We start from the raw sequence: 13,682 nt of genomic DNA, 5'->3' as shown, positions 1-13,682 counted from the left end.
GCACAACCGATCCAGCAACTCACCCCGATCCGCCATCGCCCAAGGATCACCCCCGGCCGCCAACGAACCCCGAGCCGGATGATCAGCAGCCAGCAACATCAACCGCCCCGACCCACCCAGCAACGACGCACGCCGCACCCGCCCCCGCGCCGCCTCGGCGACCGACTCCGGACGCACCGCCCGCACCTCGGCCAACCCCGCGATCCGCTCCACCCGCGCCCCGGCGGGACTCCCTGGAATGTCGAGAGTCATGCGGCCACCTGCTCGGCCAGTGCCAGCACCTCGTCCGTCGTCGGCATCGCCGCCGAGCACGCCAGCCGGGACGCGACGATCGCGCCGGCCGCGTTGGCGAAGCCGAGGACGCGCGGCAGGTCCCAGCCGGACAGCAGCCCGTGGCAGAGTGCGCCGCCGAACGCGTCGCCCGCGCCGAGGCCGTTGACGACCTCGACCGGCACCGGCGGCGCCTCGGCGGTCCGGCCCTCGGCGTCGACGGCGAGGACGCCGTCCGGTCCTCGCTTGACGACGGCGAGCCGGACGCCCCGGTCGAGCAGCGCGCGGGCGGCGAGGAGCGGGTCGCCCTCCCCCACGGCCACCTCGCACTCGGCGACGTTCCCGACCGCGACGGTGGCGTGTTCGAGCGCCTCGCCCGCCCAGCGCCGCGCCTCGTCCCGCGACTCCCAGAACATGGGCCGGTGGTCGAGGTCGAGAACGGTGAGAGCGGACCGGCGGCGGGCGCCGAGCGCGGCCAGCGTCGCCGTCCGGGACGGTTCGGCGCACAGCCCCGTCATCGTGGCCCACAGCACCCCGGCGCCCTCGATCGCGGCCCGGTCCAGCTCGTCCGCCCGGATCTCCAGGTCGGGCGCCTTCGGGAAGCGGTAGAAGTACAGCGGGAAGTCGTCGGGCGGGAACAGCTCGCAGAAGGTCACCGGGGTCGGCAGGCCGGGGACGTCGGCGACGTACCGGTCGTCGACGCCGTACTCCGCGAGCGCCCGGCGGACGAAGCGGCCGAACGGGTCGGCGCCGGTCCGGGTGATCACGGCGGTGCGGCGGCCGTGCCCGGCGGCGGCGACCGCGACGTTGGTGGCGCTGCCGCCGAGGAACCGCGCGAACGTCTCGACCTCGTCCAGCCCGACACCGGAGGTGAGCGGGTAGAGGTCGACGCCGACGCGGCCCATGGTGATGACGTCGAAGGACGTGGCGCCGCTCATGCGCCGATCCCGGCGAGGTACTCGGCGCAGGCGCGCACGTCGGCCAGCGGGCCGGCGCCGGGGGCGGGTTCGCGGTCGAGGACGGTGTCCTGTTCCAGGACGTACCAGCCGTCGTATCCGGCGCCTTCGAGGGAGCCGACGATGGCGGCGATGTCGATGTCCCCCGCGCCGAGCGGGCGGTAGAGGCCGGCGCGGACGGCCTCGGTGTAGGGCGTCCGGCCGTGCCGCACGCTCTCGGCGAGGCCGGCGTCGACGTCCTTGAGGTGGACGTGCGCGATCCGCCCGGCGGCGGCCGCCGCCAGCTCGACCGGGTCGGTGCCGCCGATCAGCAGGTGGCCGGTGTCCAGGCACAGCGGCACGCCGGACCCGTCGAGGACGCGCAGCACCTCATTGGATCGTTCCACCATGGTTCCGGCGTGCGGGTGGAGCACGGCGCGCACGCCGGCCTCCCCCGCGAGCGAGGCGATCCGGTCGAGGTTGGTGAGCAGCGCCGTCCACCCCGCCGTGCCGAGGGAAGGGCGCTCGTCGTAACCCCGCAGCCCGTGAACGGCGGCCAGCACCAGCGTCAGTTCCGATTTGGAGCGTTCCACTCCAAATCCGGACAGGATCCGCCGGATCTCGGGCAGCGGGTCGCGGTCCGGGTCGTGCAGCACGACGGGCGCGAAGCCCCCCACCGCGCGGAGTCCGTACTCGTCGAGCAGGGCGGCGCGCTCCTCGGCCCCTGGCGGCAGGAAGCCGTCCGGTCCGAACTCCGTGGCGGCCAGCCCGAGGTCGCGCATCTCCGCCAGCACCCGTCCGGGGTCCATCTGATGCCCCCAGCCGGGCACCTCGCACACCCCCCACGAGATCGGGGCTCCCGCGACGCGGTCGTTGAACATCGGCTCACCATCTCCCTGGGACGCGCCCGGCTGCGTGCTCGGTATCGGCCTCGCCGAGTCTGCTGAAGGCCGGGAAGAGATGTCAATAGTTTGTTATGACATCATGAGGTAATAAGCTAACTGGCGGCGGCGGGTACGATCGTCCCGACGATAGGAGGCGCCGGGTGTACCGACCGCGCGTGACCGTGGACCGCAGTAGCCCCGTACCGCTGTACTACCAGCTCGCGCAGCACCTGGAGGCGGCGATACGGGCGGGCGAGCTGTCCCCGGGCACCCGCCTGGAGAACGAGGTCGAGCTGGCCGACCGCTGCGGGCTGTCGCGCCCGACGGTCAGGCAGGCGATCCAGCACCTGGTGGACCGGGGGCTGCTGGTGCGCAAGCGCGGCGTCGGCACGCAGGTGGTGCAGTCGGAGATCCGCCGCCCGATCGAGCTGACCAGCCTGCACGACGACCTGGCGGCGGCCGGGCGCGAGCCGCGCACCGAGGTCCTGGAGCTGGGCCCCGTCCCCGCCGAGGACCAGGTGGCCAAGGAGCTCGGCGTCCCGCCCGGCACCGAGGTCATCCGGATGCGCCGCATCCGGTTCACCGGCGACGAGCCGCTCGCCCTGCTCACCAACTACCTGCCGCTCGACCTGCTCAGGATCACCGAGGCCGACCTCGCCGAGCACGGCCTGTACGAGCTGCTGCGCGCGACCGGCATCAACCTGCGCATCGCGAACCAGACGATCGGCGCCCGCGGCGCGACGGCGGCCGAGGCCCGGCTGCTGGACGAGCGGCGCGGCGTCCCGCTGCTGACCATGACCCGCACCGCCTACGACGACAAGGGCGGCGCGATCGAGTACGGCTGCCACGTCTACCGCGCCGACCGGTACTCCTTCGCCCTCACCCTCGTCGAGCGCTAGCCGGCCCATCGGGGTCGCCCCGGCGAACGCCCGATGAAAACCTCTTGATCAATTAGAGCGCTCTATTGAATTAGAGCGCTCTAATGCCTACGGTGCAGGCATCCCCCCAACACGCATCAGGAGGAACCCGATGCAGTTGAGACCCACCCCCCAGGGCGCCCGCCTGGCGGCCGCGGCGACGACCGCCGCGCTCGCCACGGCCTTCCTCTCCGCCGTCCCCGCGGTCGCGGGCGGCGACGAGCTCGCCCAGGTCCGCGCCGCGCTGGAGACGCCCGCGAACCTGGACGACGACGCGGGCGGCAACGCCAACGCCGACGACCCGGCCATCTGGAGCCATCCCGGCGACCGCCGCGGCGACCTGATCGTCGCCACGCTGAAGCAGGGCGGGCTCGCGGTGTACGACACCGCGGGCCGGGAGATCCAGCGGCTCGCCGCCCCCGCCCCGCCCCGGCCCGGCGACGAGCCCGGACGGTTCAACAACGTCGACCTGATCTACGGCTTCCAGCTCGGCCGCCGCAAGGTCGACCTGGCCGTCGTCTCCGACCGCGGCCGCGACACCGTCCGCGCCTACGCGATCGACCCCGCGAAGGCCAAGGACCACCGGGCCCCGCTCACCGACGTCACCGACCCCGGGGTGGCGCCCGTCTTCTCGTCCTCCCCCGACGAGGTCAACGAGCAGGCGACGGCGTACGGGCTGGCGTCCTGGAAGGACTCCCGCGGCGCCTCCTACGTCGCGCTCAGCCGCCGGCACACCTCCCGGGTCGGCACCGTCAGGCTGGAGGCCACCGCCGCGGGCACCGTCACCTACCGGCACGTCCGCGACGTCGACCTGCCCACCTCGTTCGCGCTGCCGGGCGGCGGCACCTGGACGCCGTGCGAGGATCCCGGCGAGGGACCGCAGGTCGAGGGCATGGTCGCCGACCCCGAGAACGGGGTGCTCTTCGCGGCCCAGGAGGACGTCGGCATCTGGCGCATCCCACTGGGCGGCGGCGCGCCGCAGCTCATCGACAAGGTCAAGGAGTACGGCGTCCCCGCCGCCTACGACCCCGAGACCGAGGAGTGCGCACCGAGCGGACCCGACCCCGGCGTCGGAGGCACGCGCATCACCGCCGACGCCGAGGGCCTGTCCCTCTACCGGCAGGACGACGGCGAGGGGTACCTGCTCGCCTCCAGCCAGGGCGACGACACCTTCGTCGTCTACGACCGCGAGGACCCGCGCCAGTACCTCGGCCACTTCCGCGTCGCCGCCGGCACGGCGGTCGACGGCTCGGAGGTCTGCGACGGGGCGATGGTGACCAGCGCCCCCGTCGGCGGGTTCGAGAACGGCCTCCTCGTCGTCCACGACGGCGTCAACACCCCCACGGTCACCGACGGGAACGGCGAGGTCCGGGAGAACACCAACTTCAAGCTGGTCGACTGGGAGGATGTGGCGGACCCGCTCGACCTGGACGTCACGCCCGGCGACTGGGATCCGCGCGACTAGCACGAACCGCACCGACGCGAGTCGCCGCCATGCCCCATGGCGGCGACTCGCCGTACCCGGGAGAACACCGCATGACCCACCCGACCCTGGAGGACGTGGCGGCGCGAGCCGGAGTGTCGCGCGCGCTCGTGTCGCTGGTGATGCGCGGCTCCCCCAAGGTCGGCAAGGAGCGCCGCGAGGCGGTGCTCCGGGCGGCCCGGGAGCTCGGCTACCGGCCCAACATGATGGCGCGGGGCCTCGCGGCGGGCCGGACGGGAATGATCGGCGTGCTCCTCTCCGACCTCCACGATCCCTGGTACTCCGCGGTCTACGACGGGCTCGCCGACGAGGCCGCCCGGCGCGGTGTCCGCCTCCTGCTGGCCACCGGGCGCGGCGGCCCGGCACGCGAGCGGGCGGCCCTGGACGACCTGCTCGACCTGCGCCCGGACGGCGTCGTCCTGGCCGGGCCGAAGCTGCCCGCCGCCGACATCGAGCACGCCGCCGCCGGATGCGCGGTGACCGTGGTCGGGCGCTCCGTCCGCTCCGACCGCGTCGACTGCGTGACCGGCGACGGCGCCGCGGCCGTCGAGCGGGCGCTCGGGCACCTGGCGGACCTCGGCCACCACCGCGTCGCCTGCCTCGACCTCGGCCCGCGCCCCTCACCCCTGCGCCGCGCGTGCCCGGCCGGCGCCGTCGTCGCCCATCCGGACGAGCTGTGGCGGCCGCCCGAGCCGCCGACGGCCGTCCTCGCACTCGGCGACGCCACGGGCACCGCCGCGTTCACCGCGCTGCTGCGCGCCGGGAGGCGCGTGCCGGACGACATCTCGTTGATCGTCCACGGCGACCCGCCGGGGGCGCGGGCCGCGGGGGTGACGACGATCGCCTCGCCGCCCGCGGAGCTGGGCCGCGAGGCCGCGGCGCTCCTGCTGGACCGGATCGGGGACGGCGCCCCGGTGACGACACGGCGCGTCACCGTCCCGCCCCTCCTCAACGAGCGCGACACCACCCGGTAGTCCGGTCCCGGCCTGGACGGCGGCCCTCCAGACTCCGGAACCGTCGCTCGGCAAGGCGTGCGCCCTCGGCTCCGGCCGACCTCGCGGCACGTCCCTCGGCCATGCCCGCGGCACGCGGATTCGCCATGCCGCGGCACGCGGATTCGCCGTGCCCGCGTCCCTGCGCACCGCCTTTGGCCGCACCCGGCCGGTCGGGAGCCGGGCCGCGAATCGCGTTCCCGCAGCTCCGCCCGGCCAGCGGCCGGCACGGCAAGACGCGCGTCTAGGTAAGAACGTCAAGATGTAAGAACAAAGTGTTGACTGCCGTTCCGGCTCGGGCTACAAATGTGGCCCAAGCCACACGAAGATGACGAGCAGATGAACAACCGGTGTCCGCCGCCGGTCCATCAGATGAACTCGCCATCCGATCGGACAGCCATGGGAGGCACCATGCGGGTCGGACTGCTGGGCGCGGGGCGGATCGGGGCGTCGCACGCCCGGTTCCTGGGCGGCCATCCCCACGTCGACACCCTGCTGATCGGAGACGCCGACGTCCGCCGCGCCGCGGCGCTGGCGGGCCCGATCGGCGCCCGCGCCGGGGACCCGGAGACCGTGCTCACCGCCGGGCTCGACGCCGTCGTCATCGCCACGCCGACGTCCACGCACGCCGAGCTGCTCGTCCGCGCCTGCGACGCGGGCGTCCCCGCGTTCTGCGAGAAGCCGGTCGCGCCCGATCTGCGCACGACGCTGGAGGTCCGCGACCGCGCCGCCAAGACGGGAGTGCCCGTGCACGTGGGCTTCCAGCGCCGGTTCGACGCCGGCTACGCGGCGGCGCGGCAGGCCGTGCTCGACGGGCGCCTGGGAGCCCTCCACCGCGTCCACCTGGTCACCGCCGACCCGGCGCCGCCACCGGCCGAGTACGTGCGCTCGTCGGGCGGGATCTTCCGCGACTGCCACATCCACGACTTCGACATCCTGCGGTGGGTCACCGGGCGGGAGGTCGACTCGGTCACCGCCGTCGGCGCCAACCGCGGCGACGCCTACTTCTCCGCCGCCGGGGACGTGGACACCAGCGCCGCCGTCCTGGTCATGGACGACGGGACGCTCGCCACGCTGCAGGGCTCGCGGTACAACGGCGCCGGATACGACGTGCGCATGGAGCTGTCGGGCACCGCCGGCACCTGGGTGGTCGGGCTCGACGAGCGCGCCCCGCTCCGGTCGGCCGAGCCCGGCGTGGACTGGCCTCCCGGCGACCCGTGGACCGACTTCCAGGAGCGCTTCGAACCCGCGTACGCGAACGAAATTGGAACGTTCCTGGAAATGGCCAGGGGCCGCGCGGGCAGCCCCTGCACGATCGACGACGCGCTGGAGGCGTTCCTCGTCGCCGAGGCCGCCACGCTCTCGCTGCGCGAGGGCCGCCGCGTCCCGCTCGCGGAGATCCGATGATCTGGGCGGTGGCGTTCGGCACGGTCGCGCTCGCCTTCGTCTGGGTGACCGGCGTCAACGACGGCGCGGCCCTGCTCGGGCTCAGCGGGCGCTACCCCCGCTCACCCAGACTGCTGCTGACCGCGCTGGTGCTCGTGCCCCTCGTCCTCGTCCCGCAGGTGACGGTCACGGTCGCGCGGACGTTCACCGAGGGCCTCACCGACCTCGGCGACCGGCGGGGCGCGCTCGCCTTCCTGCTCGGCGTGACCGTCGCGCTCGCCGTCGTCGCCGGGCTCATCCGGCGCGGCCTGCCGACCAGCCTGACCCTGGCGATCGTCGGCGGCATCGGCGGCGCCGGGCTCGGCATGGGCCTGGACGTGGCCTGGGACGGGCTCGGCCTCGTCCTGATCGCCGGCGCCGCCGCCCCGCTGGTCGGCACGTCCGTCGGGTTCGGGCTCGGGCTCGCGTCGCGGCGCGTGCCGTCCTTCACCGGCATGCCCGGAGCCGTCCGGACCGCCCACGTCCTGGCCTACACCGCCCAGTGCGCCGCCTACGCCGCCAACGACGGGCAGAAGATGCTCGCCGTCGTCAGCGTGGCGCGGCATGTGGTGTCCACGCGGCGCCTCGGCGGGGTCGGCCCCGTCCAGCCGACCCCGGTGGTGCTCATCGCGATCGCCGTCGTCTTCTGCGCCGGTGCGCTGAGCGCCGCCCACCGGGTGGGCGACCGGCTGGGGCGCGGGCTCGTGCTGGCCAGGCCGCTGCACGTGGTGTCCACGGAGGCGGCGGCGGCCGCGTCGGTCGCGGCCAGCTCGCTCGCGGGCGCGCCGGTCAGCATGACGCAGTCGGTCACCGCCGGGGTGGTCGGCGTCGCCGCCAGCGAGGGCGCCTCCCGGGTGCGCTGGCAGAACGTCGTCGGCATCGGCGCCGCGTGGCTGTTCACACTGCCGCTCGCCTTCACCGCGGGAACGCTCGGCGGCGTCGCGGTGAGGGCGCTGTGAGCGCCGCCGTCCGGCCCGTCCGCCGCATCCGGCTCGTGTGGGACGACCTGCGCGGCCGCTCCGGAGACCGGGTCGTCGGGCAGGTCGCCCGGCAGATCCGCGCCGTCCGTGACGGCGCCGAGCTGGCCCGGGAGATGGCCGCCGGGCGGGTCCCCTCCGGCGAGGCCCGCACCCGGATGGCCGAGATCGAGCACGCGGGGGACGCCGAGCGCGCGGCGCTCGCCGCGATGCTGCACGGAGTCCTCGCCACCCCCATCGACCGGGAGGACCTGTACCGGCTCTCCCGCTCCGTCGACGACGTCCTGGACAACCTCCGCGACTTCGTCCGCGAGGCCGACCTGTTCGGGCCGCCCGGACTCGGCTTCGCCGTGCCGCCGCTGGACGCGGTGCTGGAGGGGCTGACCTCCCTCGACACCGCCGTCCGGAAGGTCCTCGCCGAGCCCGCCGCGGTCACCGTCGCGGCGCTCGGCGCGCGCAAGGCCGGCAACCGCGTCCGGGAGACCCGGCAGGCGGCGCTGACCCGGCTGTTCGCCGGCCCGCTGGACATCGACGTCCTGCGCAGGCGCGAGCTGCTCGACCGCCTGGACGCCGTGGGGCGGCGGCTCGGCGAGGCGGCCGACGCGCTCTCGGACGCGATGCTCAAACGCAGTCACTGATCGAACCATGAAGCCGCAGGTCGGGGCTGCGGGCACAGCGCGAGGAGAGAACCCACCATGATCCGCACCATGATGAGAGGGCGCCGGGCACAGGCCGGGGCCGCCGTCGCCGCCGCCCTCGCCACCGCGGCGCTGAGCGCGTGCGCGCCGTCCGGCGAGGGGCAGGCGGGGGCCGACCGGCCCCTCCCCGCCGTGACCGTGGAGGACGCGGCTTCCTTCGACCTGAACGCGCTGATCGCCGCCGCCAGGAAGGAGGGGAGCGTCCTCGCCTACGACGGCAGCGGCGATGTCAAGGACATGGCCGCCGCGTTCGAGAAGAAGTACGGCATCAAGGCCGAGGGCGAGAAGTCCAAGGCCGCCGCGACCGCGGAGAAGATGACGCGCGAGGCCCAGGCCGGCAACGTCACCATCGACGTCAGCCTGTTCGAGGACGGCCCGATGCTCGTCGGCCAGCTCCTCCCCCAGAAGATCGTCACGACATGGATCCCGCCGGACCTCGCCACGACCATCGGCGAGAAGAACCGGAACCCGCTGATGATGCTCTCGAAGGCGTACGTGTTCGCCTACAACCCCAGGCTCAACCCCGCCGGCTGCCCGGTGAAGAACATCTGGGACCTGACCGACCCCGGGTGGAAGGGCAAGGTCATGATGCAGGACCCGCTGGGCAAGGAGGTCTTCACCCAGTGGTTCACCCAGCTGTCGGAGCGGAGCCCCGACAAGCTCGCGGCCGCTTACGAGCAGCTCGGCAAAGGCAGGCTCAAGACCGGGGAGAAGGACGCCGCCTACGAGTGGGTGAAGCGGCTGGCGAAGAACGACCCGGTGCTGACCACCGAGGACGAGGACGTCGCGACCGCCGTCGGCGCCCCCAACCAGACCCGGACGACGATCGGGCTGTTCTCGATCGCCAAGTTCCGCGACCTGGAGGGCAAGGGCTTCGACATGAAGGTCTGCGAGGGCCTGAGCCCCTGGACCGGCTTCGCCTACCCCAAGTTCGCGACGATCGCGGCGAAGTCCGAGCACCCCAATGCCGCCAAGCTGTTCGTCCACTTCGCGATGTCGAAGGAGGGCTTCGACCTTGAGGCCCACTCCGGCGGCGTGTCCGGCAACGACGCGGTCGGGGTGAGCCCGCACGACCCGCCCGGCCTCACCGACTGGAACACCCAGCTGTACTGGTTCTCCTCCGACAAGCTGCTCGCCGACTTCCGCAACCGCCAGGACATCAAGGACTTCTGGCGCGTCAACCACTCCTGAGCACCGCCCGACTCCCGGCGGGCCGTGCAAGCGGCCCGGCGGGCCCCACCCCGGAGGAAGAACCCATGGCAGTCGCCGCCTCCGCACGGCCCGTGTCACGCGGCCGGCGCGTGCTGTACCGGTCCCGCGTCCTGCTGCGTGACCCCACCGTGCTGCTCGGCCTCGTGCTGAGCGCCGCGCTGCTCTACCTCGTCATCGCCCCGCTCGTCTCGGTCGTCTCGGACGCCGGCCGCGTCCAGTACGGCGACGAGGCCCGCTCCGGCCAGGGCGCGGGGTCGTGGACGAGCTACTACCTGTGGCGGGTGTTCCGCTCCCCGGTCAGCAGGCTCCTGTTCTGGGAACCGCTCCTGCACACCCTCACGGTGGCGGTCGGCGTCATCGCGTTCGCGCTGGTCGTCGGCGGATCGATGGCGTGGCTCGTGACCCGCACGAACGTCCCGGGCCGCACGTTCCTGGCCGGCGCGCTGGTCGTGCCGTACATGCTGCCGTCCTGGACGTTCGCGCTGGCGTGGCTGTCGCTGTTCAAGAACGAGAGGTCCGGCGGGCAGGTCGGCTATCTGCAGGGGGCCGGGATCCACACCCCCGACTGGCTCGCCTACGGACCGGTGCCGATCATCGTGACGCTCGGCCTGCACTACTACCCGTTCGTGCTGCTGCTGTTCGGCAACGCGCTGCGCCGCATCGACTCGCAGCTGGAGGACTCGGCGCGCATCCTCGGCGCCGGCGGCCGGACGGTCCTGCGCCGCATCACGCTGCCGCTGATGCTGCCCGCGCTGTCGTCGGCGGTGCTGCTCGTCCTCGGACGCGTCCTCGGTACGTTCGGCACCCCCTACATCCTCGGGCTGCCGAGCGACTACAACGTCCTGTCCACAAGCCTTTACCACGCGATCCGCGACCGCAGCACCGGCGTCGCCTCGACGCTCGCCGGCGTGATCGTGCTGGTCGGGGTGCTCGTCGTCGTGGTCGACACCCGGCTGGTGAGGGAGCAGCGCCGGTTCGTCACGGTCGGCGGGAAGGGCGCCATGGACCGGCGCGGCGACCTGCGCCGCTGGCGGTGGCCCGCGTTCGGGCTGGCGATGGCGGTGTTCGCCGCGAGCGTCGTCATCCCGGTGCTGACGCTGCTGCTGTCCACGATCACCAAGACGCCCGGCGTGTTCAGCCCCGGCAACTTCACCCTGAAGTACTGGTTCGGATCCGACATCGAGGGCGCGGTCGGGTTCCCGCACGGCGTGCTGCGCGGAGGCGAGCTGTGGGAGGCGGCCTGGAACAGCGTGCGGATCGTCGGGCTGGCCTCGCTGGTCTGCGGCTTCGTCGGACTCCTCGTCGGCTACGTGGTGGTGCGCGGCGCCGGGAGCCGCGTCTCGGGGTTCCTGCGGCAGGTGTCGTTCCTGCCGTACCTGGTGCCCGGCATCGCGTTCGCCGCCGCGTGCCTGTCGCTGTTCGCCGTCCGGCGCGGCCCCGTGCCCGCCCTCTACGGGACGATCACGCTGCTGGTCCTGGTGATGGTGGTGACGCACCTGCCGTACTCGTCCCGGTCGGGGATCTCGGCGATGATGCAGCTCGGCCGGGAGCCGGAGGAGGCCGCGCAGATCAGCGGGGCGCGCTGGCCGACCCGGATGGTCCGCATCATCATCCCGATCCAGCGGGGCGCGCTCGTCACCGGAGTGGTGCTGCCGTTCATCTCCGGGCTGAAGGAGCTCAGCATCGTCATCATGCTCACCACGTCCGGGACGCAGCTGCTCACCACCCTCTCCATCGGGCTCGTCGACTACGGCTACACCCAGCTCGCCAACGGCGTCGTGCTCGTCATCGCCCTGCTCTCGTTCACCATGACCTACCTGGCCCAGCGGCTCACCAAGAGCAGCCTGGCCTCGGGCATCGGAGGTTGACCATGCCGGCCATCACCCTCAGCGGAGTGGTCAAGAACTACGTCGGCGGCGGCCGCGCCGCGGTGAAGGACCTCGACCTCGTCATTCCGGACGGGTCCTTCACCTGCCTGCTCGGGCCGTCCGGCTGCGGCAAGACCACCACCCTGCGCATGGTCGCCGGGCTGGAGCAGCCGACCCAGGGCGAGATCACCGTGGGCGACCGGGTCCTGGACTCGGTCGAGCGCGGCGTCTACGTCCCGCCGGAGAAGCGGGACATGGGCCTGGTGTTCCAGAACTACGCGCTCTGGCCGCACCTCACCGTCCGCGGCAACACCGAGTTCGGGCTCCGGATGCGCAGGGTGCCGGCGGAGCGCCGCAGGGCCCGCGCCCAGGAGGCTCTGGAGAAGGTGCGCGTCGCCGACTGCATGGACCGGTACCCGTCCCAGCTGTCCGGCGGCCAGCAGCAGCGCGTCGCGCTGGCGCGGATGCTCGCCGTCGACCCCGACGTCCTGCTGCTGGACGAGCCGCTGTCCAACCTCGACGCGCGGCTGCGCCTGGAGATGCGGACGGAGCTGAAGCGCATCCACGAGGAGACGGGCGCGACGGTCGTGTTCGTCACCCACGACCAGATGGAGGCCATGACGATGGCCACGCACATCGCGGTCATGTCGGAGGGAGAGCTCCAGCAGGTGGCGCCGCCGATGGAGATGTACGAGCGTCCGGCCAACCGCTTCGTCGCCGAGTTCGTGGGAAGCCCCCCGATGAACATCGTCCCCCTGGGCGACGAGCCCGACGGGCTCGCCGGGTCGCTGCTGCGCCACGTGGAGAAGCGCGCCGGCCTGAGCGGGGCGGCGTGCGCGGGCGTCCGGCCCGAGGCGCTGAAGCTGGCGCGGTCGCGGGACGAGGTGCCCGACACGGCCTGGGCGGACGAGGCCGTCGTCGAGACCGTCCTGCCGACCGGGTCGAGCTGGACCGTGCAGCTGCGCGTCCTGGACACCGACCTGTTCGCCGTCACCCACGAGGACCCCGAGGCGGCGCCGGGCGACGCGCTCCACTGCTGGACGCCTCCCGGGCGGCTCCACGTGTTCGCCGAGGACGGTTCCCGGATGGGCGCCTGGGACGACGCCGTCGCGCCCGTCCAGAAGGCGGCCTCGTGACCGCGGTTCTGCGCCGGCCGAGGGCGCTGCTGCTGGACTTCGGCGGGGTGCTGGTCGAGACCTCCAAGCGGGAGGGATGGCAGGCGGACCTGGCCGGGGAGGTGCACGCGGCCCTCGTCCGCGCCGGCTCCCGCGAGCTGGACGCCGCCGCGATCGAGACCGACATCAGGGCGGGCGCCGCCGCGGACAAGTGCTGGAAGGACGCGATGTCCCGCCCGTACGCGCCGCGCGAGACGACCCACGCCGCCTTCTGGGGCGACTACGTGGCGGCCGACTGGCCCGCGCCCGCGCGGCAGCTCGTCGTCGCGCACGCCACCCCGCTGTGCAGGCGGATGGGCGAACTGCGGCAGGACCGCCGCACCCGTCCCGGCATCCCCGAACTGCTGGACGCCGCCGCCGGGTTCGGCATCCCCTGCGGAATCGTCAGCAACGCGCTGTCGGGTGCGGTGCACCGGAACTACACGGCCTCGACGGGGCTGGCGGGCAAACTGGCCCTGGAGATCTACAGCGACGAGGTCGGGATCCGCAAACCCAACCCGGAGATGATCTGGATCGCGACCCGCGCACTCGGCGTCGAGCCGTCCGACGCCTGGTACGTCGGCGACAACTTCGACCGGGACGTCCTGTGCGGACACCGCGCCGGCGTCGGCGGGAACGTGCTGATGGTGGCCAAGGGCACCCATGACGTCCCGTACGAGGTCCGATGCCGCCCCGACGCCGTCGTCGACGACGGGCACGGACTGCTGGACCTGCTCACCGCCACGATCGAAGGAGAAGAATGAGCGTCGACGTCCCCGCCTCGCGGGAGCTCGCCGGGATCGCCGAACTCGCCGCCCGCGCCACCGGGGACCGGCTGCGGACGGCGTTCCGGTCGCGTCCCGAGGT

Annotated in this window: 12 protein-coding genes and 1 pseudogene; 10 read left to right on the top strand and 3 right to left on the bottom strand. The window is 73.4% G+C overall.

Translation table 11 applies throughout. The features are described from left to right. The 3 genes and pseudogenes from AB0H37_RS44245 to AB0H37_RS44235 all read right to left on the bottom strand — a co-directional run. Window positions 1-252: pseudogene (locus AB0H37_RS44245) on the bottom strand (hypothetical protein); the annotation flags it as partial. Then, window positions 249-1,208 (bottom strand): 5-dehydro-2-deoxygluconokinase, encoded by a 960-nt coding sequence (gene iolC / locus AB0H37_RS44240; RefSeq protein ID WP_329089740.1) that lies wholly within the window; start codon window positions 1,206-1,208, stop codon window positions 249-251. The pseudogene AB0H37_RS44245 and the gene iolC, both read right to left, overlap by 4 nt. Then, complete coding sequence (locus AB0H37_RS44235; RefSeq protein WP_360618725.1) at window positions 1,205-2,086, bottom strand: TIM barrel protein; 882 nt, start codon at window positions 2,084-2,086, stop codon at window positions 1,205-1,207. The genes iolC and AB0H37_RS44235 overlap by 4 nt, the downstream gene beginning before the upstream one ends. Before the next feature lie 164 nt (window positions 2,087-2,250). Here AB0H37_RS44235 and AB0H37_RS44230 point away from each other — a divergent pair, with 164 nt between their 5' ends. From AB0H37_RS44230 to AB0H37_RS44185, 10 genes are all read left to right on the top strand, one after another. Then, window positions 2,251-2,988, top strand: a complete 738-nt coding sequence (locus AB0H37_RS44230; protein ID WP_329089736.1) for a GntR family transcriptional regulator — start codon at window positions 2,251-2,253, stop codon at window positions 2,986-2,988. A 130-nt stretch (window positions 2,989-3,118) separates the two neighbouring features. Beyond that, complete coding sequence (locus AB0H37_RS44225; protein WP_360618723.1) at window positions 3,119-4,471, top strand: phytase; 1,353 nt, start codon at window positions 3,119-3,121, stop codon at window positions 4,469-4,471. Window positions 4,472-4,542: 71 nt separating this feature from the next. Then, window positions 4,543-5,463 (top strand): LacI family DNA-binding transcriptional regulator, encoded by a 921-nt coding sequence (locus tag AB0H37_RS44220; RefSeq protein WP_360618721.1) that lies wholly within the window; start codon window positions 4,543-4,545, stop codon window positions 5,461-5,463. A 429-nt stretch (window positions 5,464-5,892) separates the two neighbouring features. Next, window positions 5,893-6,888: a Gfo/Idh/MocA family oxidoreductase gene (locus tag AB0H37_RS44215; RefSeq protein ID WP_360618720.1), complete on the top strand. Its 996-nt coding sequence runs from the start codon at window positions 5,893-5,895 to the stop codon at window positions 6,886-6,888. After that, the gene (locus AB0H37_RS44210) at window positions 6,885-7,865 is read left to right on the top strand and encodes an inorganic phosphate transporter (RefSeq protein ID WP_360618719.1); all 981 of its coding nucleotides are present in this window, start codon (window positions 6,885-6,887) and stop codon (window positions 7,863-7,865) included. The genes AB0H37_RS44215 and AB0H37_RS44210 overlap by 4 nt, the downstream gene beginning before the upstream one ends. Continuing rightward, window positions 7,862-8,521, top strand: a complete 660-nt coding sequence (locus AB0H37_RS44205; RefSeq protein WP_329089727.1) for a DUF47 family protein — start codon at window positions 7,862-7,864, stop codon at window positions 8,519-8,521. The genes AB0H37_RS44210 and AB0H37_RS44205 overlap by 4 nt, the downstream gene beginning before the upstream one ends. Before the next feature lie 69 nt (window positions 8,522-8,590). After that, the gene (locus tag AB0H37_RS44200) at window positions 8,591-9,772 is read left to right on the top strand and encodes an ABC transporter substrate-binding protein (RefSeq protein ID WP_360618717.1); all 1,182 of its coding nucleotides are present in this window, start codon (window positions 8,591-8,593) and stop codon (window positions 9,770-9,772) included. A 65-nt stretch (window positions 9,773-9,837) separates the two neighbouring features. Continuing rightward, on the top strand, window positions 9,838-11,661 hold the full coding sequence (locus tag AB0H37_RS44195) for an iron ABC transporter permease (protein WP_360618716.1): 1,824 nt from the start codon (window positions 9,838-9,840) through the stop codon (window positions 11,659-11,661). A gap of 2 nt (window positions 11,662-11,663) precedes the next feature. After that, window positions 11,664-12,797 (top strand): ABC transporter ATP-binding protein, encoded by a 1,134-nt coding sequence (locus AB0H37_RS44190; protein WP_360618714.1) that lies wholly within the window; start codon window positions 11,664-11,666, stop codon window positions 12,795-12,797. Then, on the top strand, window positions 12,794-13,579 hold the full coding sequence (locus AB0H37_RS44185; RefSeq protein WP_360618713.1) for an HAD family hydrolase: 786 nt from the start codon (window positions 12,794-12,796) through the stop codon (window positions 13,577-13,579). Before AB0H37_RS44190 ends, AB0H37_RS44185 begins: the two co-directional genes overlap by 4 nt. Window positions 13,580-13,682: the final 103 nt, after the last annotated feature.

It is taken from the genome of Actinomadura sp. NPDC023710 (genome assembly GCF_040639875.1).
In the GTDB taxonomy this organism is placed as follows: Bacteria; Actinomycetota; Actinomycetes; order Streptosporangiales; family Streptosporangiaceae; genus Spirillospora; species Spirillospora citrea.
Note: the sequence above shows the minus strand (reverse complement) of the source record. Positions and strands in the feature narration are given on the sequence as shown.

What these genes read in the sequence shown, in the direction of transcription:
- iolC (WP_329089740.1), bottom strand. Translation starts at nt 1,208, where the DNA reads ATGAGCGGCGCCACGTCCTTCGACGTCATCACCATGGGCCGCGTCGGC.
- AB0H37_RS44235 (WP_360618725.1), bottom strand. Translation starts at nt 2,086, where the DNA reads ATGTTCAACGACCGCGTCGCGGGAGCCCCGATCTCGTGGGGGGTGTGC.
- AB0H37_RS44225 (WP_360618723.1), top strand. Translation starts at nt 3,119, where the DNA reads ATGCAGTTGAGACCCACCCCCCAGGGCGCCCGCCTGGCGGCCGCGGCG.
- AB0H37_RS44220 (WP_360618721.1), top strand. Translation starts at nt 4,543, where the DNA reads ATGACCCACCCGACCCTGGAGGACGTGGCGGCGCGAGCCGGAGTGTCG.
- AB0H37_RS44215 (WP_360618720.1), top strand. Translation starts at nt 5,893, where the DNA reads ATGCGGGTCGGACTGCTGGGCGCGGGGCGGATCGGGGCGTCGCACGCC.
- AB0H37_RS44210 (WP_360618719.1), top strand. Translation starts at nt 6,885, where the DNA reads ATGATCTGGGCGGTGGCGTTCGGCACGGTCGCGCTCGCCTTCGTCTGG.
- AB0H37_RS44200 (WP_360618717.1), top strand. Translation starts at nt 8,591, where the DNA reads ATGATGAGAGGGCGCCGGGCACAGGCCGGGGCCGCCGTCGCCGCCGCC.
- AB0H37_RS44195 (WP_360618716.1), top strand. Translation starts at nt 9,838, where the DNA reads ATGGCAGTCGCCGCCTCCGCACGGCCCGTGTCACGCGGCCGGCGCGTG.
- AB0H37_RS44190 (WP_360618714.1), top strand. Translation starts at nt 11,664, where the DNA reads ATGCCGGCCATCACCCTCAGCGGAGTGGTCAAGAACTACGTCGGCGGC.